Annotated in this window: 19 protein-coding genes and 2 pseudogenes; 8 read left to right on the top strand and 13 right to left on the bottom strand. The window is 69.4% G+C overall.

Features of this window, described 5'->3' with window-relative positions; translation table 11 throughout:
• Positions 1-19 precede the first annotated feature (19 nt).
• The 3 genes from uca to ACZ4WQ_RS13475 are packed head-to-tail and all read right to left on the bottom strand — an operon-like array spanning position 20 to position 5,081.
• Entirely contained in the window at positions 20-3,604 is a 3,585-nt protein-coding gene (uca, locus tag ACZ4WQ_RS13485) for an urea carboxylase (protein ID WP_398372193.1), read from the bottom strand.
• Positions 3,601-4,260, bottom strand: a complete 660-nt coding sequence (locus ACZ4WQ_RS13480) for an urea amidolyase associated protein UAAP2 (protein ID WP_398372195.1) — start codon at positions 4,258-4,260, stop codon at positions 3,601-3,603. The genes uca and ACZ4WQ_RS13480 overlap by 4 nt, the downstream gene beginning before the upstream one ends.
• Entirely contained in the window at positions 4,257-5,081 is an 825-nt protein-coding gene (locus ACZ4WQ_RS13475) for an urea amidolyase associated protein UAAP1 (RefSeq protein ID WP_311729278.1), read from the bottom strand. The genes ACZ4WQ_RS13480 and ACZ4WQ_RS13475 overlap by 4 nt, the downstream gene beginning before the upstream one ends.
• 141 nt (positions 5,082-5,222) lie before the next feature.
• Between ACZ4WQ_RS13475 and ACZ4WQ_RS13470 the strand changes: the two genes are divergently transcribed.
• Complete coding sequence (locus tag ACZ4WQ_RS13470; protein WP_398372198.1) at positions 5,223-5,903, top strand: TetR/AcrR family transcriptional regulator; 681 nt, start codon at positions 5,223-5,225, stop codon at positions 5,901-5,903.
• Positions 5,904-5,927: 24 nt separating this feature from the next.
• On the opposite strand, the gene ACZ4WQ_RS13465 is transcribed toward ACZ4WQ_RS13470, so the two are convergent.
• Both ACZ4WQ_RS13465 and ACZ4WQ_RS13460 read right to left on the bottom strand, forming a co-directional pair.
• Positions 5,928-7,520: an amino acid permease gene (locus tag ACZ4WQ_RS13465; protein WP_311729276.1), complete on the bottom strand. Its 1,593-nt coding sequence runs from the start codon at positions 7,518-7,520 to the stop codon at positions 5,928-5,930.
• Positions 7,517-8,032: an integrase core domain-containing protein gene (locus ACZ4WQ_RS13460; protein WP_385346794.1), complete on the bottom strand. Its 516-nt coding sequence runs from the start codon at positions 8,030-8,032 to the stop codon at positions 7,517-7,519. The genes ACZ4WQ_RS13465 and ACZ4WQ_RS13460 overlap by 4 nt, the downstream gene beginning before the upstream one ends.
• On the opposite strand from ACZ4WQ_RS13460, the gene ACZ4WQ_RS13455 reads away from it, so the two are divergent.
• The gene (locus tag ACZ4WQ_RS13455) at positions 7,987-8,403 is read left to right on the top strand and encodes a hypothetical protein (RefSeq protein WP_385346902.1); all 417 of its coding nucleotides are present in this window, start codon (positions 7,987-7,989) and stop codon (positions 8,401-8,403) included. The two genes, ACZ4WQ_RS13460 and ACZ4WQ_RS13455, sit on opposite strands and share 46 nt — an antisense overlap.
• A gap of 136 nt (positions 8,404-8,539) precedes the next feature.
• Here the strand turns inward: ACZ4WQ_RS13455 and ACZ4WQ_RS13450 are convergent.
• A pseudogene (locus tag ACZ4WQ_RS13450) lies at positions 8,540-9,438 on the bottom strand (transposase family protein).
• Positions 9,439-9,679: 241 nt separating this feature from the next.
• On the opposite strand from ACZ4WQ_RS13450, the gene ACZ4WQ_RS13445 reads away from it, so the two are divergent.
• From ACZ4WQ_RS13445 to ACZ4WQ_RS13435, 3 genes are all read left to right on the top strand, one after another.
• Positions 9,680-9,826, top strand: coding sequence for a hypothetical protein (locus tag ACZ4WQ_RS13445; protein WP_311729272.1), 147 nt, complete (start codon positions 9,680-9,682; stop codon positions 9,824-9,826).
• 637 nt (positions 9,827-10,463) lie between these two features.
• Positions 10,464-10,688, top strand: a complete 225-nt coding sequence (locus ACZ4WQ_RS13440; protein ID WP_361192041.1) for an integrase core domain-containing protein — start codon at positions 10,464-10,466, stop codon at positions 10,686-10,688.
• 671 nt (positions 10,689-11,359) lie between these two features.
• Positions 11,360-12,142: an alpha/beta hydrolase gene (locus ACZ4WQ_RS13435; protein WP_311729271.1), complete on the top strand. Its 783-nt coding sequence runs from the start codon at positions 11,360-11,362 to the stop codon at positions 12,140-12,142.
• A gap of 145 nt (positions 12,143-12,287) precedes the next feature.
• Here ACZ4WQ_RS13435 and ACZ4WQ_RS13430 read toward each other — a convergent pair whose 3' ends face one another.
• The 3 genes from ACZ4WQ_RS13430 to ACZ4WQ_RS13420 form a co-directional block, all read right to left on the bottom strand.
• Entirely contained in the window at positions 12,288-12,878 is a 591-nt protein-coding gene (locus tag ACZ4WQ_RS13430; protein ID WP_468022200.1) for a hypothetical protein, read from the bottom strand.
• A gap of 1 nt (position 12,879) precedes the next feature.
• The gene (locus ACZ4WQ_RS13425) at positions 12,880-13,686 is read right to left on the bottom strand and encodes a transposase (RefSeq protein WP_398372203.1); all 807 of its coding nucleotides are present in this window, start codon (positions 13,684-13,686) and stop codon (positions 12,880-12,882) included.
• A gap of 558 nt (positions 13,687-14,244) precedes the next feature.
• A complete protein-coding gene (locus ACZ4WQ_RS13420; RefSeq protein ID WP_385349397.1) occupies positions 14,245-15,159 on the bottom strand; it encodes an AraC family transcriptional regulator in 915 nt (304 codons plus the stop codon).
• Positions 15,160-15,301: 142 nt separating this feature from the next.
• Between ACZ4WQ_RS13420 and ACZ4WQ_RS13415 the strand changes: the two genes are divergently transcribed.
• Complete coding sequence (locus tag ACZ4WQ_RS13415; protein ID WP_385349394.1) at positions 15,302-15,712, top strand: organic hydroperoxide resistance protein; 411 nt, start codon at positions 15,302-15,304, stop codon at positions 15,710-15,712.
• Here the strand turns inward: ACZ4WQ_RS13415 and ACZ4WQ_RS13410 are convergent.
• From ACZ4WQ_RS13410 to ACZ4WQ_RS13400, 3 genes and pseudogenes are all read right to left on the bottom strand, one after another.
• A complete protein-coding gene (locus tag ACZ4WQ_RS13410) occupies positions 15,596-16,915 on the bottom strand; it encodes a hypothetical protein (RefSeq protein ID WP_398372206.1) in 1,320 nt (439 codons plus the stop codon). The genes ACZ4WQ_RS13415 and ACZ4WQ_RS13410 overlap by 117 nt on opposite strands.
• Positions 16,916-16,919: 4 nt before the next feature.
• Positions 16,920-17,243 carry a helix-turn-helix domain-containing protein gene (locus ACZ4WQ_RS13405; RefSeq protein ID WP_398372208.1) on the bottom strand — a complete coding sequence of 108 codons (324 nt, stop codon included), beginning with the start codon at positions 17,241-17,243 and terminating at the stop codon, positions 16,920-16,922.
• A pseudogene (locus ACZ4WQ_RS13400) lies at positions 17,240-18,019 on the bottom strand (tyrosine-type recombinase/integrase). The gene ACZ4WQ_RS13405 and the pseudogene ACZ4WQ_RS13400 overlap by 4 nt, the downstream one beginning before the upstream one ends.
• 518 nt (positions 18,020-18,537) lie before the next feature.
• Between ACZ4WQ_RS13400 and ACZ4WQ_RS13395 the strand changes: the two are divergent.
• A complete protein-coding gene (locus ACZ4WQ_RS13395; RefSeq protein WP_311728183.1) occupies positions 18,538-19,137 on the top strand; it encodes a site-specific integrase in 600 nt (199 codons plus the stop codon).
• A gap of 120 nt (positions 19,138-19,257) precedes the next feature.
• On the opposite strand, the gene ACZ4WQ_RS13390 is transcribed toward ACZ4WQ_RS13395, so the two are convergent.
• Entirely contained in the window at positions 19,258-19,668 is a 411-nt protein-coding gene (locus tag ACZ4WQ_RS13390) for a hypothetical protein (protein ID WP_358848210.1), read from the bottom strand.
• Positions 19,669-19,817: 149 nt separating this feature from the next.
• Between ACZ4WQ_RS13390 and ACZ4WQ_RS13385 the strand changes: the two genes are divergently transcribed.
• The gene (locus ACZ4WQ_RS13385; protein WP_224284706.1) at positions 19,818-20,162 is read left to right on the top strand and encodes a hypothetical protein; all 345 of its coding nucleotides are present in this window, start codon (positions 19,818-19,820) and stop codon (positions 20,160-20,162) included.
• Positions 20,163-20,305: the final 143 nt, after the last annotated feature.

Below are 20,305 nucleotides of genomic sequence, written 5' to 3'. Positions count from 1 at the left end.
TGCCGGGGTCCGGGGCCGCTCAGGCCGCCGGGCCCAGGATGAGCAAGGGAGAGCCCGGTTCGACCTGGTCACCGGGTTTGGCGAGGACCCGCGCCACCACGCCGCCCCGCGGCGCGTGCACGAAGGACTCCATCTTCATCGCTTCCAGGGCGAGCAGCCGCTGTCCGGCCGTGACCGTGTCCCCCGCCGCCACCGCGACCTGCCAGACGGAGGCGGCGAATTCCGCCTCCACCAGGTGGCCGCCGGCCGGGACCGCGAGATCGGCCGGCGGCGGGGCGGACCCGGCCGCCCGCTCCGCGCGGGCGAACTCACCGGCCGCCTCCCACGCGTCGCGCTCCGCCGCGAAGGCCGCTGCCTGCCGGGATCGGAACGCGCCGATGGAATCGGCGTGGGCGGACAGGAAACGCTGATGGTCGGCGAGGGCGAAGGTGCCCTCCTCGATCCTCGGCGCGAAGCGGCCCGCCGCCATGTCGGCCCGCAGTTCGAGCAGTTCGTCCGCTTCGACGGGGTACCACTTGATGCGGTCGAAGAAGCGCAGCAGCCAGGGCGAGCCCGGCTGGAAGGCACCCCGCTGCTGCCACCCGGACCACACCTGCGTGGTCCGGCCGACGAATTGGTAGCCGCCCGGCCCCTCCATGCCATAAATGCACAGATAGGCGCCCCCGATGCCGACGGAGTTCTCCGCGGTCCAGGTCCGTGCCGGGTTGTACTTCGTGGTGACGAGGCGGTGGCGCGGGTCCAGCGGAGTCGCCACGGGGGCGCCCAGATACACATCACCCAGGCCCAGCACCAGGTACTCGGCGTCGAAGACCGTACGGAACACGTCGTCGACCGAGTCGAGACCGTTGACCCGGCGGATGAACTCGATGTTCCACGGGCACCAGGGGGCGTCGTCCCGCACCCCCGCCATGTAGCGTTCGATCGCCTCCCTGGTCGCCGGGTCGTCCCAGGACAGCGGCAGGTGGACGGTGCGGGAGGGCACCACCAGTTCCTCGGTAGGCGGGAGCTTCGACTCGATCCGGCGCAGCACGGACAGCAGCTCCGGCTGCGGCAGGACGTCGGGGTCCGTCTGGACCTGGAGCGAGCGGATGCCGGGGGTGAGGTCGGTGACACCGGGGAGACGCTCGGCAGCCACCGCCTCCAACATCGCCTGCACCCGCATCCGCAGACCCAGGTCCAGCTGCATCGGCCCGAACTCGACCAGCACATTGTCATCGCCGCTGCGGCGGTAGGTGACGGCTTCCCCCTGGTGTTCCCCCAGGCGTTCCGCCCGGTGGAGCACGCCGCCGTCCACGATGACCGCCCGGTCCGCGACGGGGTCGGCCTGCGGCGTACGGCGCAGGGCGGACGCGGCGCGGTCGGTGAGCGGGACGAACCGGACCGTGTCACCGGGCCGGACCTGGCCCAGCTTCCAGCGCTGCCCCTTCACGACGGTCGCGGGGCAGACGAAGCCGCCGAGCGAGGGCCCGTCGGGCCCCAGCAGCACCGGCATGTCCCCGGTGTAGTCGACGGCGCCCACCGAGTAGGGGGTGTCGTGGATGTTGGACGGGTGCAGGCCCGCCTCGCCGCCGTCCGTACGCGACCAGCGGGGTTTGGGCCCGACCAGGCGGACCCCGGTCCGGGCCGAGTTGAAGTGGACCTTCCAGTCGGCGTCGTAGAAGTCGCGGATGTCGTCCTCGGTGAAGAACTCGGGCGCGGCGTGCGGGCCTTCCACGGCTCCGATCCGCCAGGAGGCGCCGAAGGCCGGGCGGTCGGCGGTCGGCACCGGGGCGCCTGAGCGGGTCTCGGTGCCACCGTGCAGGACGTCGCCGGTCCGCAGGGCCCGGCCGCCGTGCCCGCCGAACCGGCCCAGGGTGAAGGTCGCCGCACTGCCCAGAAACGCGGGAGTCTCCAGGCCGCCCGCGAACAGGACGTATGTCCGAAGGCCGTGCCGGCCGGGGGCGCCGACGGTGAGGACCGCCCCCGCGGGGACGGTCACCGGCTCCCACTGGGGCACCGGTTCGCCGTTCACGGCCACCGGGGCCGGGGCGCCGGTCACGCACAGCGTCGTGGCGTGGCTGAAGCGCAGCGTGGGGCCTTGGAGGGTGCACTCCAGGCCGGGCGCGCCCTCGTCGTTGCCGAGGGCCCGGTTGCCGAGGCGGAACGACAGGTCGTCCATCGGGCCGCTCGGTGGGACGCCGACCTGCCAGTAGCCGGTGCGGCCGGGCCAGTCCTGGACGGTGGTGAGGGTGCCCGAGGCGGTGACCTCGATGCGCGGGGTCGGGTCGGTGATCCGCGCCAGGGTGGCGGTGGAGTGTCCGGCGGTCCGGAACTCCGCGTCGGCCAGGGCCGCGCGCACCAGCCCGAGGTTGGTCTCGATCCCGTCCACCCGGGTCGCGGTCAGCGCGGCGTCCAGGCGGCGGAGTGCCTCCGTCCGGTCGGCGCCATACGCGACGATCTTGGCCAGCATCGGATCGTACGACGTCGTCACCTCGGCACCGGTCTCCACCCAGGTGTCCACGCGGACGTCCGGGGGGAACGCGACGTTCGTCAGCAGTCCGGCGCTGGGCCGGTGCTCGCGGGTCGGATCCTCGGCGTACATGCGGGCCTCGATGGCATGGCCGCGCGGAGTTCCCGGATCGCGCACCACCGTGGTGTCTCCCTGGGCGAGCCGCAGCATCCACTCCACGAGGTCGATGCCGTAGATCTCCTCGGTGACCGGGTGCTCCACCTGGAGGCGGGTGTTCACCTCCAGGAAGTACGCCTCCTGGCGGGCCGCGTCGTACACGAACTCGACGGTTCCGGCCGAGCGGTAGCCGACCGAGGCGCACAGATTTCGGGCGGACGCGGCGAGCGAGGCCCGGACGGCATCCGGCAGGCCGGGAGCCGGGGCCTCTTCCAGCACCTTCTGGTTACGGCGTTGGAGGGAGCAGTCCCGGTCCCCCAGGGCGACGACCCGGCCGAGACCGTCACCGAAGACCTGCACCTCGACGTGGCGGGCCTGCTCCACCAGCCGCTCCAGGAAGACTCCGTGGGAGGAGAAGGACGCCGAGGCGACGCGCTGCACCCGCTCCCAGGCGTCGGCGAGTTCGTCGGGGCCGTGGCAGGCCCCCATGCCGATGCCGCCTCCGCCGCCGGTCGCCTTCAGCATCACCGGGTAGCCGATCCGCTCCGCCGCGGCGTGGGCGGCGGGGAGATCGGGGAGCAGGCCGGTGCCCGGGGCGAGCGGGACTCCGGCGCGCTCGGCGGCGGCGCGCGCGGTGTGCTTCGCGCCGAACAGCTCAAGCTGCTCGGGCGAGGGACCGACGAAGACGATCCCCGCCGCCTCGCAGCGGCGGGCGAACTCCGCGTCCTCGGAGAGGAATCCGTACCCCGGGTGGATCGCTCCCGCGCCCGTATCCTTGGCGGCCCGGAGCACCAGATCGGCGTTCAGATACGAGTCCTTGGCGAGGGCGGGGCCCAGCCGCACCGCCGTGTCGGCGAGCCTGACGTGCGGGCTCGACCGGTCGGGGTCGGAGAAGACGGCGACGGTGCGCAGGCCCAGGCGGCGGGCCGTGCGGATGATACGCGCGGCGATCTCGCCCCGGTTGGCCACCAGCAGGGTGTCGAAGCGGTCGAGGTTCACGGGGCGGCCCCGGTGATCGTCATCTCCACCGCCGTGGGCTCGAAGCCGTTGCAGGGGTTGTTGATCTGCGGGCAGTTGGAGACGAGGACGAGCACATCGGCCTCGGCGCGCAGGGTGACCCGCAGCCCGGGCGCCGAGATGCCGTCCACGATGCCGAGCGTGCCGTCCTTCTCGACCGGCACGTTCATATACCAGTTGATGTTGGACACCAGGTCACGCTTGCCGAGGCCGTGCCGGGCCCCCTCGGCCAGGAAGTTGTCCACGCACGCGTGCTGGGACCAGGTGTGGTGGCCGTACCGGAGGCTGTTGGACTCCTTGGAGCAGGCGCCGCCGACCGTGTCGTGCCGCCCGCATGTGTCCTCGACCACCGTCATCAGCGGGGTGTGCTCGTTCGACAGCAGCACGGAGCCCGTGGTGAGGAAGATGTTGCCCTGGGCGTGGATGGTGTCGGGCGCGCTGTAGCGCACGGTGGTGTCGTGGGCGTCGTAGACCAGGAAGTCGACCGCCTGGTTGCCGTGCAGATCGGTGATGGTGAGCAGGTCACCGGCGGGGACGACGGCCGACCAGGCCGCCCGCGCGGGGACGACGGTGACCGTGCGCTCGGACTCGTCCGTCCGCGCGGGCCGCGAGGCGGGCGCGGGGTGTGCGGTGGTCATGCGAGCCCCCTGGCGGTGAGGAATTCAGCGGTGTTGAGGAAGGCGCGGCGGCCTTCGGGGGTGGCGTCCCACAGCGGGTCGCCGGGCGCGGTCGGCGCGGCCCGCCAGGCCAGTACTTCCAGCGGGGTGCTGGTGTACTCGGCGCGGGGGTCGGCGGGGTGGGGAACGTTGGCGATCAGCACGGTCAGGTCCTGCTCGGCGCGCAGGGTCACCCGGGCGCCGGGGCCGGCGGAGCCGGTGAAGTTCACGGAGCCGTCGTCGGCCGCCCGCACGCCCTGGAAGAAGGAGATCGACGGCGGCAGGTCTCGCGGCTCCAGCCCGTTCTTGAGCGCGGCCAGCTTGAACAGCTCACGGCCCGCGGGCGAGGCGGACTGCGGGGTGCCGTTGCCATAGCGCTCGGTGTTCCGCACGAGGGTGGAGGTGCCGCACAGCGCGTCGTGTCGGCCCGAGTCGTCCACGACGACGGAGGCGAGCACACGGCCCTGGTCGGAGAGGAGCAGGCTGCCCTCGCCCAGGTAGGCGTTCCACTGCACCTTGACGGTGTCGGCCGCGTTGAGCCGCTCCCAGGGTCGGTCCGCGACGTAGAGCAGCAGATGGGCACAGGCGTCGCCGCGCAGGTCCGTGAGCCGGAGTTCGGTGCCGCGGGCGAGGACCCGGTGGCTGTAGTTGCCGCCCGCCACGGTCTCCGCCCACACGAGATGGCCGGCCTCGCACGGTGGGGAGGGCCAGTCGGTGGCGGGCACCACGGGCATGGCCTCGGCGCGGGTGCCCTCCTGAGCGCGGGCGTGGTCCCGGGCTTCGTACGTCGTCGCTGTCGCCATCGGTCGCCTCCATTTCTGTCGCTTGACAGAAATTAGGGGGAGGGTGCGTCGGCCGCGTTGCCCGCCTGTTGCGGCCCGGTTACCCGGCCCTCACCGTGGTCGGCGGACGGGGCGCGGGCGCGGATGTGCGACGATCGCCCCATGAGCACTCCAGGAAAGCGGGTGGGCCGGCCGCGCGCCGCGGGGCGGCTCGACAGCGGTCTGTCGCCGCGCGACGAACTGCTCGCCGCCGCGGCCGAGTTGTTCACCACCCGTGGATACGCGGCGACGACGACACGGGCCGTCGCCGAGCGGGCCGGCATGCGGCAGGCCACGATGTACCACTACTTCGCGGGCAAGGAGGACCTCCTCGCCGAGCTCCTGGAGTCCACGGTCACCCCCTCGCTGGCGCTGGCGCACCGGCTGCTCGCGGCCGACGAGGCCGCGCCGCCCGAGGCCCGTCTGTGGTTTCTGTGCAGCTCCGATGTGCGCCTGCTGTGCGGCGGACCGCACAACCTCGGAGGCCTCTACCTCCTGCCCGAAGTGCGCAGCGAAGGCTTCGCCGGCTTCCACCACGTGCGGCTGGAACTCAAGGAGGCGTACGGCCGGCTGCTCGCCGCGACGGAGAGCTGCGGGTCGCTCGACAAGGGCGAGCTGGCGCTCCGCACGGATCTGGTCTTCGGGCTCATCGAAGGGGTCATCCTGATCCACCGCTCGGACCCCGACCGGCCCACCGACGCGTTCGCGGCCGCGACGGCGGATGCGGCGCTGCGAGTCGCGGGCGTGGCGGAGGGGGCACTGGCCGGGGTCCGGGAGCAGGCGGTGGGGCTGGCGTCGGTATGACCGCCGGCCCTGAGAGCAGGCCCGCTACGGGCGGGGGGAGGCGGGCGAGAGCCGCGCGGCGGTCTCGGCCGGTGCCGGCGACGAGGAAGCCGAGTCCGTGGCGCGGGCCCGCCGCTTCCGGTAGGCCGCGCCGAGCAGTACCGAGCCGCCCAGGAACAGCGCGGTGAACCACTGGAAGTACCAGTGACCGCCCGACGGGTCGTAGACGGCGACGCGCGGCCAGGCCAGGTTGACGGTCATGAACAGGCCATAGACCAGGGCGAGGGCGTTGATCGGCAGCCCCCAGCGCCCGAGTGAGAACAGCGGCTTGCCCGTCTCGTCCACGCCTCCCGCCATGTCTCCTGCCGCGGGCAGGCCGCCGCGCAGCCGCCGCACCAGCATGGGGCCCGTCACCATCGCGTACGCCAGATACAGCATGGCGATGCAGGTCGTGCCGATCGCCAGGAACGCCTCCGGCGAGGCCAGGTTGAGCAGGCACAGGCCCGCCGCGCCCACGCCGACCACCAGGGCCGGTCCCTTCGGCATGCCGGTGGACGGAGACACCTTCGCCAGCGTCCGCGAGGCCGGCAGCACCCCGTCCCGCGCCATCGAGAAGAGCATCCGGGTCGCGGAGGTCTGGATCGCGAGCGTCGCCACGGCGATGGCCACCACCACGTCGGCCAGCAGGGCCTTGCCCACCCCGTCGCCGAGGCTGCTGGTGAGGACGTACGACAGCCCGTCCGAGGCCAGCCGCCCGTCGGTCAGGCTGGGCGCGGCGAGCAACCCCCCGAGCACCAGCAGGGTGGCCAGCACCCCGGCGGAGACGAGAGCGGTGAGGATCGTGCGCGGCGCGGTGCGACGGGGATTGTGGGTCTCCTCGCTCATCTCTCCCGCGCTGTCGAAACCGATCAGGACGTAGGCCGCGGCGAACGAGCCGACCAGCACGGCCGTGACCGCCCCGCCCTCGCCGCCGGTGTGCAGGGTGACTCCCGTGCCCCGCTCGGCGTGGGTGAACAGCAGCACGATGATCAGGACGGCGCCGACGATCTCGGCGGTGACCCCGATTCGGTTGACCACCGAGAGCACCTTGTTGTCGAGGACGTTCACGACGGTGGTGAGCGCGAGGAGCGCGACGGCGAGAACGGCGGCATTGGCCGCGCCCGAGGCGGAGAAGGGCGCCGGATCGCCCCCGAGGATCTGGAAGCCCGACCAGATCGCGGGCAGAACCATCTGCAGGGCGAGCGCGGCGGCCGCCACCACGACGATCTGGCCGATCACCATGATCCAGCCGGCGTACCAGCCGAAGGCGGGCGTGCTGAGCCGCGTCGACCACTGGTAGATCGCCCCCGAGATCGGGTAGCGGGCGGCGAGCTCGGCGAAGCACGCCGCGACCAGGAGCTGCCCGAGCAGCACGGCGGGCCAGGTCCAGAAGAAGGCCGCGCCACCGAAGGAGTAGCCGAACGCGAAGAACTGGAAGACGGTGGTCACGACGGAGATGAAGGAGAAGCCGGCAGCGAAAGAGGCGTACCGGCCCAGGGTGCGGTGCAGTTCCTGGCGGTATCCGAACCCGGCGAGCGCGGCTGCGTCGGCGGAGGCCGCCGCTTCCTCAGCTTCGGAGTGTGGTGCGGTGGCGGTCATGGCGAGCCCCAGTCACTGGTTCCTGTCGGATGACAGAAATTAGGGAGAGGGTGTTTCGCTGGCGTGTCGCGGCCGTGTCCATGTGGTCCCCAGGTGCTCACCTCAACCGTGCCGCGGCGCGCGGGCAGAGCCGCGTACCGGTTCAAAATGTCTGCATATCCGCTGAGCTGCTGTTTTGCCGAGTGATCAGCTTGCGCGGCGGTACTGACGCTCGGGTCGTCCAGGGGCGCGAGCTGATCCCGGGCTTGGTGAGGCCGATGTCCGTTGAAGTGGCGGGCATAGTCGTGCAGGACTCCCTCTGCGTGGCCGCGGTCGAAGATCAGCAGGCGGTCGGTGCACTCACCCCGTACGGAGCGTGCGAAGCGTTCCGCGTGCCGGTTGCAGTTGGGGCTGCGTGGAGGGATCTTGTCCACAGTGATGCCCTCACTGGAGAAGACGGCGTCGAACGCGGCGGTGAACTTCCCTTGTGTCCGAGGTGGCGCAGTTCGGCGTGGACGCGCCGGAAGCTCCATCGGGGATTCTCGGTGGCGAGCCGGATGACGAGTTCGCGCAGTTCCTCGGACAGCGGTGGGCGTCCTGGGGCGGCGATCAGGGTGCGGTCTGGCCGGCTTGGCTTGGGAGTGGTGATCTGCAGGCGCAGGACCGCGACCTCGTGTCGCAAGATCAGTATTTCGGCGTTCTCGGCGGCGGAGGAACGGGAGAGCAGGACCAGCCTCGCGAAGATCCGCGTGGCGATCAGGCAGAGCAGTCGCACGAGCGTAAGCGTTTGACCTGGGGCTTTGCGGCGGACCTGATCCGCCTGAATGCCTGGTGGAACGACTACCCCTTGGACCGCACCCGCACCAGCCACCTCACCCGACTCGAGCACACCCTCACCGCATAGCCACAATGGGCAACAGGGTCGGGCAGATCTCGTGCTCCCCATGCGACAGGGGGAAGGTGTGGGCTGAGGGCCTCGGTCGGCGTGTTTCCGCAGGTAGCCGGTGCTCGGGTGTCCCGGCTGCAAGGTGCCTGCCGCGTCAAGACGAGGTAATGCCCCTTGGCGTCCGCCGGCAGACGGGGCACTCCCAGGGCGTGAGCGCCCTATCGGGCTCGTACTCGCGCAGGGCGTGGAGGAGGTGGCTCTGGTGCCAGATCAGGGTCCGGCCCAGGAGTTCGGTGCGGCAGGTCTGTATCCAGCGCTCGATGAGGGAGTTCATCCGGGGTATCCGAATGCCGGTGGTGAGGATCTTGAGACCGGGGTAGGTCATCAGGGCGTCGAAGGCGGTTGTGAACTTCGAGTCGCGGTCGCGGATCAGGAACCGCGTCCGAGCTGCACGATCCAGTCCCCGGTCGGATGCGCGCTGGCACCCAGAATCCTGATGCGACGGGTGATGTGCTCGATGACGGCGAAGACGTACAGGCGCGCCCCTGTCAGCGTGCGGACTTCGAAGAGATCGCAGGAGAGGAGGGCCTCGGCCTGGCTGCGGAGGAAGTCGGCCCAGGTGGTGCTCTGCCGTTCGGGGGCGGGTGGGATGCCGTGCTCGCGGAGGATCTCCCGGACTGTGGAGGCGGCGACCTTGATCCCCAGGGCTGCGAGTTCGCCGTGGATCTGGCGATCTCCCCACGAGGCATTCTCCCTGGCCAGGCGCAGGACGAGGGCGCGGATCGAGCGGATGGTGCGGGGGTGTCCGCGCCGCTTGGGCATGCGGGTCGCGGCATGGCGCTGCCTGAGCAGCTCACGATGCCGGCGCAAGACCGTCTCGGGGCGGACCAGCAGCAGAAGGTGCCGCAGTCTGTCTTTGGGCAGGTGGTGCAGAAGGCCGGAGAGGACAGCGCGATCACTGTCATTGAAGGCAGGCTTGCCGACCTGGCGCTGCAGGACCAGCAGTTGGTGCCGGAGCACCAGGATCTCGATGTCCTTGACTCTGTCGCTCATCGGCAGGAGACGTAGGAACGCCAGGGTGTTGGTCGCGGTGAGGTAGCAGCGCGAGAGGTCATGATGCCGTCGGGGCCTTGTACAGGTGAAGATGCCGGGGTGAGCGTCGGCCAAAGTCGAAGATCTCTGAACAAGCTCTCACCTGCGTGGATGATTTACCGACACCCGCAGTGTCTTTATTGCCGTGCGGTGGTTGACCTGGGACTTTTCGATCGCCCAAGTATGGGCATGATCACTGATCGTGGGTCTGCGACTGCTCTATCTGATCTTCTGCCGACTGCTGGGCTGCTTCCTTGTGCTGGGCCGATCGGCCGCCGCGAACAACGCCGAGATCCTCGCGCTTCGTCATGAGGTCGCCGTGCTTCGCCGGCAGATCGAGCGCCCGTAGCTCTCATGGGCCGATCGTGCCGTGCTCTCCGCTCTGGCACGGCACCTTCCAACCGCCTTACGCCGCCACCGGCTGGTCACCCCAGGCACACTGCTGACCTGGCACCGCCATCTCGTGCGCTGGAAATGGCGCGCCAAACCCCAACCGGACCCGGCCGACCACCGCTGGCGGAGGGGACGGTCGCGCTCATCCAGCGCCTGGCGCGAGAGCACCCGACCTGGGGATACGTCAGGATCCAAGGCGAGCTCCGACGGCTCGGTCGTAGGGTTGCCGCCGCCACGATCCGGAGCGTTCTGCGCCGCTCCGGTCTGCCGCCCGCACCGCAGCGCGCCTCCCAGCAGACCTGGCGGTCCTTCCTGCGCTCCCAGGCCCACACGCTGCTCGCCTGCGACTTCATGCACGTGGAGACCGTCTTCCTCAAACGTCTCTACGTCTTCTTCGTCATGGAGATCGCCACCGGGCGCGTCCATGTCCTGGGCGTCACCGCCCACCCTACGGGCGCATGGGTCACTCAGCTCGCCCGCAACCTGCTCATGGACCTCGGCGACAGGGCGGGGTGCTTCCGGTTCCTCATCCGTGACCGGGACAGCAAGTTCACCGCCGCGTTCGAGTCTTCACCGGCAACGGCACAGCCGTCATCCCGACGCCGCCGCAAAGCCCGCGGTCGAACGCGTTCGCCGAACGATGGATACGCACGGCCCGCGCCGAATGCACCGACAGAATCCTCATCACCGGCGAACGACACCTCCGTGCCGTCCTCACCACGTATGCCGAGCACTACAACACCGGACGGGCCCGCCGCAGCCTCGACCTACGAGCACCCGACGACCACCCGAGCGTCACCCCCTGCCCGCTGCCGTAGTCCGACGGCGACAGCTACTCGGCGGCCTGCTCAACGAGTACCACACCACGCCACCCCAACGACTTCTCCATCCACAAGAAACACCCAGCTCAGCAGCCTGATCGGGATATTGACACCCTTCAGCTTCAGGCATCCTCCACAAATACCAACATGCGGCGTGACCTGCATGGATGAGGTTTCCGGCAAGGGCAATGCCATCCGGCCTGCGGCACATGTATGCCCTCGGCCCCGCGCCCGCCCCCCGCTGCCGTCCGGCTCCGCTGCCGGACAGCCGACCACCTTGGGCTGTGCGACGATGGCTTCGGTAGCCCTATCCGATTCGATACCTCATCCGCGATGTCGGCCTCGACATCCCCGCAGTCAAACGCCTACCCGGGCAGAGGACTGGCACACCGCCGACGCACTCCGGAATGCGAGGCGGTGCGGCGCATGGCACATTGGTCGTGAGGGCCGCGCAGTGCCAGGCAAGCGCTGGGCCGGCCGCGTGCAGCCTGTCCCTCCGTGGCCGCCGGTGCCCGAGGATTGCGGATGACATAGCGCAGCAGGTCATCACTCCTCCCGTAAGCCAGTGTCGCGGTCACGTCCCGGCTGACGAACTGTGGGGTAGGCGTATGCACCGAATACACTCGATTCGTTACTCGGCTGCTGCCGCGGTCGGCATCTCCTTTGCCATGTCCGCACTCGTCCCCACGCACGCCGACGCTACGGGCCCGTCGGCGACACCCTCCCCAACCGCCTCCAAACCCACCATCGTGCTGGTCCACGGTGCCTGGGCCGACGCCTCCAGCTGGAACGGCGAAGTCAAGATCCTCCGGAGCGCGGGGTACCAGGTACGTGCCATCGCCAATCCTCTGCAGAACCTGACCACCGACTCGCAGACGGTTGCCGACTTCCTCAAGACGGTGCACGGCCCGGTGGTGCTCGTCGGACACTCCTACGGGGGCAGTGTCATCACCAACGCCGCTGCGGAGACCAAGAACGTCAAGGCCCTGGTCTACGTGGACGCGGCCGCGCCCGCCGTCGGAGAGACCACCGGATCCGTGAGCGGCTCCACCTCGGCACTGAATGCGCCGGCCAGCAAGCTGTACGACACCGCGGCATACCCCCAGGCCCCGTCCGGCGGGCAGAACCTATATCTGAAGAAGGACATATTCGTCAAGGACTTCGCAAGTGACCTGCCCACCAACCAGGCCGAAAACCTGTGGGCGACGCAGCGCGCCGCCTCGACGATCGCGTTCAACACGCCGTCGCGGCACGCAGCCTGGAAGACCATCCCGTCCTGGTACTTCATCAGTTCAGGCGACCGGATCATCACCCAGCAGTCAGAAGAACACATGGCTCGTCGCGCCCACGCGAAGACGACAGTCTTCCAAGGCGGGTCACATCTGACCCTGATCTCGCACCCTGACGCGGTAGCCAAGGTCATCAGCGCAGCGGCCGGCTCCGTTGGCTGACACCCGTAACGGCGACCGCTCGGGCCTCCTCCGATGCGTCGGAGGAGACTCAGAGGCGCTCGCGGACCTGGGGGCGGGGCGCTCGTACTTCGATCCGCGCCTCAGGTGCCGGGCGAGTACGCCTGCCCTCTGGGTGTGTGGGCGATCAGGCGTGCCCGGCGCGGGGTGATGATGTCGCGGAAGGCGGGGTCGGTGAGGAGTTGACCGGGGCGATGCTGTGAGGATGGTCGGAGTACCAGCAGGTGAGGGCTTGGCGTAGCGTGCCCCAGGCCCCCTCGGGGTCGCCGACGGCGACAAGCTCACGGGCGCGATCGAGAGCCTGTTGAAAGGCGGGGGGCTGGGGGAGGACGGGCGGGACGAAGGCCTCGCGGCGTGCGCGCCAGTACTCCTCGCGGTCCGGGCCCTCGGGGGAGCCGACGCCCGTTTCCGATAGGTAGTCCGCCACCTTCCAGGCGTACTGGTCCGGCCTGGCGTTCGAGGCGTCCCCGGCGGCACGCAGGTAGAGCGGGACCACTTCGGCACGAATCCGCTCTTGGCCCACGGCTGCCACGACGTGGGCGTTACACAGCACGTCGCTCCCCAACGTGAAGTGCGCTGTCCCGAGGTTCAGGAACGCGTCAAGAATTGGCCGCAGGTACCGTCCGGTGCCCGCCCCCTTGTCGGCGGCCCGGCCGAACACGACCAGCGCGGCGTCGGCCTCGCCGCGCAGCGCCAGGGCCCGTCCCTCGGCGACCAACTCATCCACCCCTTCGGGGCGCACCGGGCGGCCGGCACGGCCGCACCTCCTGCCAGGTGCGGGCCCGGGCGTACTTGCGGACCGTGCGGCGGTCCAGGCCGAGTTCGCGGGCTACTGCGCTGTAGGGCCGGCCCGTGTCGGTGAGGGTGTGTACGGCTTCGAAGAGCCTTCTGGCGTGACGCCCGGCCCGGGTGTCCGCCGCGGCGTCCTCGACGGTCTCCCTGGCCGGAGACGGGATGAATTCCGCAGTCGGTGGCAGTGCCGTGGGCAGGCAGCCACGGTGCGCGGCAGCGATGTCCTGGACGCGGCGGGACAGCCCCTGCCAGAGGTGAAAGCGGCCGCTGACCTGCACGGCCTCGGGGGCGCCGTCCGTGATGCCCTGCCGGTAGGTGAGGGAGCCGTCACGACAGACGATCTCGACACCTGGATGCTCGTGCAGCCAGCGGCTGAGCTGTTCGGCATCCCGTCCCTCCCAGAGTGTGAGGGGCAGCCGGGTGGTGGCGTCGACCAGGAGGGTTCCGAAGGTGTCACCGTAGAGAGCGAAGTCGTCCACGCCCAGCACCCGGGGCGTGGGAAGGGCTGGCAGTGACATGCGCATCAGCTGTGACAGGACGGTGCAGCGCGAGAGCGTGATGTTCAGGATCCGCAGCATCCGGGCTCCGCCTCGGCCCGCCAGCTGCACGCCCACTGCCTCGACCAGGTGCTGCAGCAGCGGCGTGCGCCGCTGGTAGCGCACGGTCAGACCCGGCACCTGCTCGGCGAGTGTGGTCTTTCCGCACGTGGCGTTCTCGCAGTACAGACGTCGCACACTCAGCTCGATCAACACGGCACGGCCGCCCAGCGACGCATCGGCCAGTCGCCTGACGTAGCGGCTGTGACACCACCCGCTCTACGTTCCGCAGCCCGTGCACTCTGCTGGCACACCGGATCTCGTATGGGCCTGGATCACGACGACAGGGCCAGAAACATCGACCGAGGCCACCAGCACATCCGCCAACTGCGGTAACAGCGAGTCCAGTTCAACAGAGCACACCCACAGGCTGCCCGCTATGCGGACGGGCCGACCGCCACCCCGAGATGATCTCCGGCTACGAAAATCTTGCCAGAGCCGTCAACGTGCACAAGCGTGTACGGGGAAACGTGCACAGCTCTAACGGTCTCGCGCCGTGGCGACCGTCAGATTGCGACCGTGGTGTTGAGATCTCCGGTACTCGCGGAGCAACGGCCGCATTTTCGTGAGCGATGTAGCAGAGAGTAACGAATTCGAGGAGACCGACACCCGATCGATTACGGACTTCGAGCGGTCAGCAGCAGATCAGGATGGCGTCCAACAGGCGGCCGTAGTCGTCACGGCGTGCTGACCGGACTACCTCCGCGACTGCTGGCGGTACCGACCGGGGGCCAAGCCGTACTCTCGTTTGAACGCTTTGGCGAAGGCGAATTCGGAGGTGTATCCGGTGCGCTGGGCGACGGTCTGTACCGGCTTGTCGCTGTCGCGCAACAGTCGCGCCGCCAGGGTCATCCGCCACCAGGTCAGGTAACCCAGCGGCGGTTTGCCGACCAGCGAGGTGAACCGGCGGGAAAAGGCCGCGCGCGACAGTCCGGCTTTCGCACCCAGCGCTTCGACCGTCCACTGCCCGGCGGGTTCCTGGTGGATATGGCGCAGCGCTGCGGTGATCGCCGGATCGCGCAGCGTCGCGGCCCACCCGGTGGCCGGGCCGTCGTCGGTTTGCTCCTCGAGCCAGGCCCGCAGGATGTACAGCAGCATGATGTCCAGCAAGGCCGACACGACCGCTTCGGTTCCGTGGCTGGGGTTGGCGATCTCGTCACCGAGCAGATTGACGGCAGCATGTAGCGGGGTGCGGTGGCCGAGACGTGCCGGAAGGTGGATGACCTCGGGCAGTTCCTCGAACAGCGGATGTGGCCGGGTCTGGTCGAGCGTGTATGCGCCGCACAGCAGGACCGTCGTGGCTCCCTCGCCGTCGTCGGCGCTCGGCGCTATCTCCCGCAGGGATCCCGAGGGTGCGCCCGTCAGGGACGTCAACGGGCTGTCGGCCAGAGCGTGCCCGCAGCCGTGCGGAAGGCACACCACATCGCCCACGCTCAGGGCGATCGCGGCGCCCGCTGGCGGGATCAGCCAGCATGTCCCTTCCAGCACCACATGGAAGCCGGCCCCGGAGAACGGCTCGGCCCGCACTCCCCACGGAGCGTGCTTGCGGATTTCACTGGAATGCGGGCGCCCCGTACGCATGACGCCGATCGCATCGCTGAGCACGTCCATCGCCAGATCGTATCGCGAGGCCGCTGCGCACAAGACGATCAGATATGAAATGGAGACGGCAAGCCATGGGGAGCGGCTCCCGACCTCCATACGCTGAGTGCGCCAAACAGATTGACCGATCGGTCTACCAGAAGGGCAGGACATGAGCCTGTACACCGCCGTCGCGACCGCGACCGGCCGCGACGGCCGCGCCTTCAGCTCAGACGGCAAGTTGGACGTCGAGCTGGCCCTCCAGAAGGAGTTGGGCGGCACCGGCGACGGCACCAACCCCGAGCAGCTCTTCGCGGCGGGCTATGCGGCCTGCTTCGCCACCTCCATGCAGTTGGTGGCGCAGAAGAAGAAGATCGACGTCACGGGCATGTCGGTCGCCGCCGAAGTCGGCCTCGTCCCCAACGGGCAGGGCGGCTTCCAGCTCGAAGTCAGCCTGCGGACGAAGCTACCGGACAGCCTGCCCCGGGAAGTCGGTCGCGAGCTCATCGAGGCCACCCACCAGGTTTGCCCGTACTCCAACGCCACGCGCGGCAATATCCCGGTCGAGTTGCTCACCGAGTAACCATCGCCCGCTGAACGCCACCCGGACATCTGCTCTGGCCTCCGCTGGAAGAACAGGCGGACCGGTTCCGCAGACCGCTTCGACGGACCGGGTCACCTGGTGGGGCAGCAGGGGCTGCAGGACGGAGTACTCGAACGTGCCGACCTTGATGCGGGCGGTCGGGTTGCGGAAGACGATGCCGTTCTTCTTCGCCCAGCCGAACAGCGACCGCAGGGCGACGAGGGTCTGGCGCCGTTCGTGCCCGTGGAGAGTCTTGACGTGGGCGAGGACGTCGTCGCGGGTGATTTCGCGCGGGTGGTCGTAGCGCTCGGACCATTCCAGCAGGGCGGGACGTACGGCGTTGAGGTAGGCCCAGACGGTGGCCTGGTGGCGGGGGCGGGTGCGTGGTCCGCCGTCGCGCAGGGTGCGGTTCCAGCTCTCGGCTTCCCGGCGGATCCCGGCAGCAAGGCCGTTGAGCCGCTTCTCCAACCAGTCCTCGTAGGACGGCCTGCGGTCGTCGACCAGGATGTTCATCGCTTCCAGGACCTCGGCGGTTCGCTCGATGCTGCTGTCCAGGGCCCGCAGCGGCGCGATGATCTCCGAGTAGCGGATGACGTCGCCCTCGGTGTGCGGGGACAGCAGCACGACCAGGGCCCGGTCTACGTCGAGACGGACGCGGCGGCTCCAGCCGCGGGCCTCGGCCAGGCCGTGCGCGAGGTGGCGTCCCCAGGCCAGCCAGGGACTGGCGGGATCGGGGTGCGCATCGCGGTCGAAGCGGTGGTAGTCGCGGGGGACGCCGTCGAACAGAACCGGCTGGCACCAGTGGCTGACCGGCCGGACAGCAGCGGGCGGTGGCGGTTTGCGTGGGCGCCCCCGTCGGCCGTGGCCTCGGGGTCGCGGCGTGGTGGAGGAGCCGCGGTGGTGGTGCATACCGATGAAGAAGAGCTGAAGGTCAGCGACCTGACGAAGCCAGGGTGCCATCACGTGCCCGGCCGAGGTCGGCTTGCCAGTGGCTATGCGGATGTTCCGGCGGGCCTGGCACCAGCACAGTCGGCAGTAGCCGGACTTCAGCGGCTGTCGCCGGCGGCAGGCCCCGCACTCGCCGGCGGCGTGCTGACGAGCGAACTGCCAGCAGGCCGGGCAGAGCCTGCCCGTGAACACGCCCCAGGCCAGGCAGCCGTCACAGCTGGTAGCGGGCTTGCGGTAGCCCTTGCGCGGACTCACTGCGTCACATCGGCGGCAGGGACCGGCTGTCCCGCCGACGCGGGACCACCGCCGGGGCCGGACCGGATGCGGCGGCCTGCTGGCCGGCCTCCTCGCCGGGGCGGCGGACCTTGTCCGGTTCGGGGATCAGCAGGTCGCCGATCTCGCAGCCGAGGACGACGCAGATGACGTCCAGGTCCTCCAGCTTGAGGGAGACCGGCTGGCCGGACCACAGCCCGGACATCTTCCCCGCCGAGATCACCAACCCGTGTTCTGCCAGGCCTCGTTGGAGCTCGGACGCCTTCCAGATACCCTTGTTCGCGGCCGTCAGCCGCAGGTTCCACCTCATCGGATGAGCCCTTCCAGCCGTTTCGCGGCTCGCTCGGTCCCGGCGACCCAAGCGTCCTCGACCCGGGTCTGCTGGACGTGGACGTATCGCATCGTTGTGGCGATCCAGGAATGTCCCAAAACCTCCTGAATCGCGAGCAAGCCCAGTCCGTTCTCATAGAGTTGGGACGCTCAGAAATGCCGCAGGACATGCGGCGTCAGCCTCTCGCCCCACCCCGGCAGATGCGCCTTGGCTGCCTCCTTGAGCCCGCCGCGCAAGGCGTCGTCGCCCACCCGACGCAAAGAGCCGTCGGCGTTCTTGCGCTTCGAAGGGAACAGCGGGGCGCCCGGGCGGGTGTGGTCGTCGTCGAACTGGCCCCAGACGTCCTCGATGAACCACCGCAGCGTGCGGTCAGCCCCGTTGATCAGCGGCACCATCCGCTCGCGCGGCCCGGAGCCGCGGGTGCCCTTGCCGTGGCGGACGTGGAGCTTGCCGAAGCGGCCCAGCTCCCACTTGATGTCGGCCAGGTCCAGCTTGCACGCCTCGCTCACCCGCAGGCCGACCCGGGACATCAGCTTCGACGCGGTGTAGTTCCGGGCGGTCGGGGCGAACTTGCGGCAAGTGGCCAGCTCGCCGCCCCAGCCGGTGAACAGCGTCCCGACCTCCGGCTTGGTCGGCGGGATCCGCAGCTGGGCATCCTTGGCCCCGCGCGGCCGGTTCATCTCGTCGATCGGGCACTCGACCACCCGGCCGGTCAACCGGTGGAGCTCGACCTTGTGCCGCAGCTCCAGGAACATGAAGTACGTCGTCAGCGCCTGCGACCGGGCCAGCCGGGTACCGCTGGGTGACTGCCGCAGCACCTTCCCGAAGTACGTGTCGGCGTCTGCGGGCTCCATGTCCCACAGCGGCCGGCCGAACCATGTGCGCATCTGGTCCAGGTGCCCGACGTCCCCGCGGATGGTGCCGTCCGCCAGACCCGCCGAGGCCCGCGCGAGGACGAATCCGGACAGCACGTCGGTCTCGAACCGCTCCAGCTCCTCCGCCGACGCGGGAGCCCAGTGTTCACGCAGGTCCCGTACGACTGCCAGCGCCGCCAACCCGAGCCCCCTCACCTTCGGTCCGACTGTGGATCGGTCGGACGAGGTGAGAACGCTTCAAGAATCCCGAAGTTACGTCACAAGGCCACAGAGCACCCGAAGGAGGAAGAACCCCCTGGCCACAGGGCCGGGGACTCAGCGGGGCTCAGGAGAACTCACGGGATGTCGCACACATCCGCGAGTGCCTGGTCGCGACCTCGCAGTCCGCCCAGATCACCGTGGCCGGCGACCCGCTCGAATGGCGCCCCCACGACTTCAGAAGGATCTTCGTGACCGACGCCATCCGCTCCGGACTGCCCCCACACATCGCCGCGAAGATCTGCGGACACGCCGCTTTGGACACGACCATGGGCTATGCCGCGATCTACCCGGAGGACGTGATCTCCCATCACCGGGCCTTCATCGCCCGCCGCAGAACCGAGCGGCCCAGCGAGGAGTACCGCGAGCTCACCGCCACCGAGTGGGACGAATTCCTGGCCCACTTCGAACTCCGCAAGGTCGCCCTGGGGACCTGCGGCCGCGACTACGCAACCCCGTGCCAGCATGAAAACGCCTGTGTCAGATGTCCCCTACTGCTCGTGGACCCAGCCCAGATGCCACGCCTCCAAGAGATCCACACCAACCTCATCGACCGCCTCCAGGAGGCCAAGGTCCAGGGCTGGCTCGGCGAGGTCGCCGCCATCGAGACCACCCTGGCTGCCGCCGCCCAGAAACTTCAGGCCATGCGTGAGCGTGCAACTCAGCCGTCCACTGTCCACCTCGGCATGCCCGACTTCCGCCGCGACACCGGACGAAGCAGCGCCAAGCCTGGGGAGTGAGCGCTGGCGTGTTCCGAATCATCGGCCGGCGAAATTCCGGGCCACTCATGGAGCCGACTCGGCAGGATGCCCGGATGGAGATCCGAGCACCTGTACTCTCACGACAGCGCCCACCCCGTGCTACACGGAGCGAAGAACAGGGTCGATCTCGGCCAGGATTTCGTGCAGCTGACGAGCCCCCAGGGAAACGCGGTCGTCAGTGTCCCGCAACATCTCCTCGCACAACTGCAGCGCGTTGTCCCGGTCCTCGGAGGAGATGCCGAACACATCGAGGATTGCGGTGTGGATCCAATCGCTGTGATTGGAGTCGGCGACTGCCAGTGCGGAGGCGACCACCGCCAACCCGATCCTGTCCTTTCGCCGAAGCACGGCTTCCGCGGTCACCCGGGTGACAAAGGTGTCACCCGGGTCGAGCACGAGCTCCAGCAATGGCCCAAGGGCCTCCTGCATCTCGGCGAAGCCTGCCAGGCCGTGACCGGCATCCGCCCGGTCACGGTAGTCGTGGCTTCGCCCGAGCTCACCGAGCGCCATGACAGCTGCATGCCGCCGATCACTGTCCACCTGGCTGCCCACCCCTCCCGCGATTTCCGGTCAAAGTACCACCGAGACACCCTCCAGATGATCGCCGGGACAGGCCCAAGGTTCGTTCCGACGGGTCAAGGCGCCATAGGCTCCAGGACATGCACAGCACCTTGACGGAGCACGCCCGGTGCCTCTACGGAGACGAGTTCGGACCGACGCCTGAGTGCGACCTCGACCACCGGGAGCACTACTTCGTCGAGGAACTGACGTTCGCTGACGCGGATTCCATCCTCGCCATGCTCCGTGAGCTCTGCCCGCACGTGGTCGATGGTCGTCTGCCGGTCTGGGTTCGCAACCTGTCCTACCGGTTGGCGCTCCTGCAGCGACCTGATGAGCCGGCGCTGATGCGCGAGGCTGCCGAGAACTTGTGGCTGCACGGACCGGACTGGGATGGCGTCGCGGCGGACCTGACGAGGCGGGCGGATGCCCTTGAGGCCAGCTGAGTTGGGCTGCGTTGTGCGAGCCGGAGGCTGATCGACACCACGGTGACGGTGCGACACACCCGGATACGCCCGGACGCCGAGACTGTTGCCCACTACTTTTAGTAACTCGCTCGCGGTTGGCCCCGTCGGTCCGTGAGCTGGGC

It is taken from the genome of Streptomyces sp. NPDC028305, from assembly GCF_055569495.1.
The sequence above is the reverse complement of the archived record's forward strand: the minus strand, read 5'-3'. Positions and strand labels throughout refer to the sequence as shown.

Excerpts from the sequence above, each read along its gene's own strand:
- ACZ4WQ_RS13390 (WP_358848210.1), bottom strand. The coding sequence starts at position 19,668 with ATGGCGCTCGGTGAGCTCGGGCGAAGCCACGACTACCGTGACCGGGCG.
- ACZ4WQ_RS13385 (WP_224284706.1), top strand. The coding sequence starts at position 19,818 with ATGCACAGCACCTTGACGGAGCACGCCCGGTGCCTCTACGGAGACGAG.
- ACZ4WQ_RS13460 (WP_385346794.1), bottom strand. The coding sequence starts at position 8,032 with ATGGAGCTTCCGGCGCGTCCACGCCGAACTGCGCCACCTCGGACACAA.
- ACZ4WQ_RS13405 (WP_398372208.1), bottom strand. The coding sequence starts at position 17,243 with ATGAGGTGGAACCTGCGGCTGACGGCCGCGAACAAGGGTATCTGGAAG.
- ACZ4WQ_RS13435 (WP_311729271.1), top strand. The coding sequence starts at position 11,360 with ATGTCCGCACTCGTCCCCACGCACGCCGACGCTACGGGCCCGTCGGCG.
- ACZ4WQ_RS13465 (WP_311729276.1), bottom strand. The coding sequence starts at position 7,520 with ATGACCGCCACCGCACCACACTCCGAAGCTGAGGAAGCGGCGGCCTCC.
- ACZ4WQ_RS13480 (WP_398372195.1), bottom strand. The coding sequence starts at position 4,260 with ATGACCACCGCACACCCCGCGCCCGCCTCGCGGCCCGCGCGGACGGAC.
- ACZ4WQ_RS13475 (WP_311729278.1), bottom strand. The coding sequence starts at position 5,081 with ATGGCGACAGCGACGACGTACGAAGCCCGGGACCACGCCCGCGCTCAG.
- ACZ4WQ_RS13420 (WP_385349397.1), bottom strand. The coding sequence starts at position 15,159 with ATGGACGTGCTCAGCGATGCGATCGGCGTCATGCGTACGGGGCGCCCG.
- ACZ4WQ_RS13470 (WP_398372198.1), top strand. The coding sequence starts at position 5,223 with ATGAGCACTCCAGGAAAGCGGGTGGGCCGGCCGCGCGCCGCGGGGCGG.
- ACZ4WQ_RS13415 (WP_385349394.1), top strand. The coding sequence starts at position 15,302 with ATGAGCCTGTACACCGCCGTCGCGACCGCGACCGGCCGCGACGGCCGC.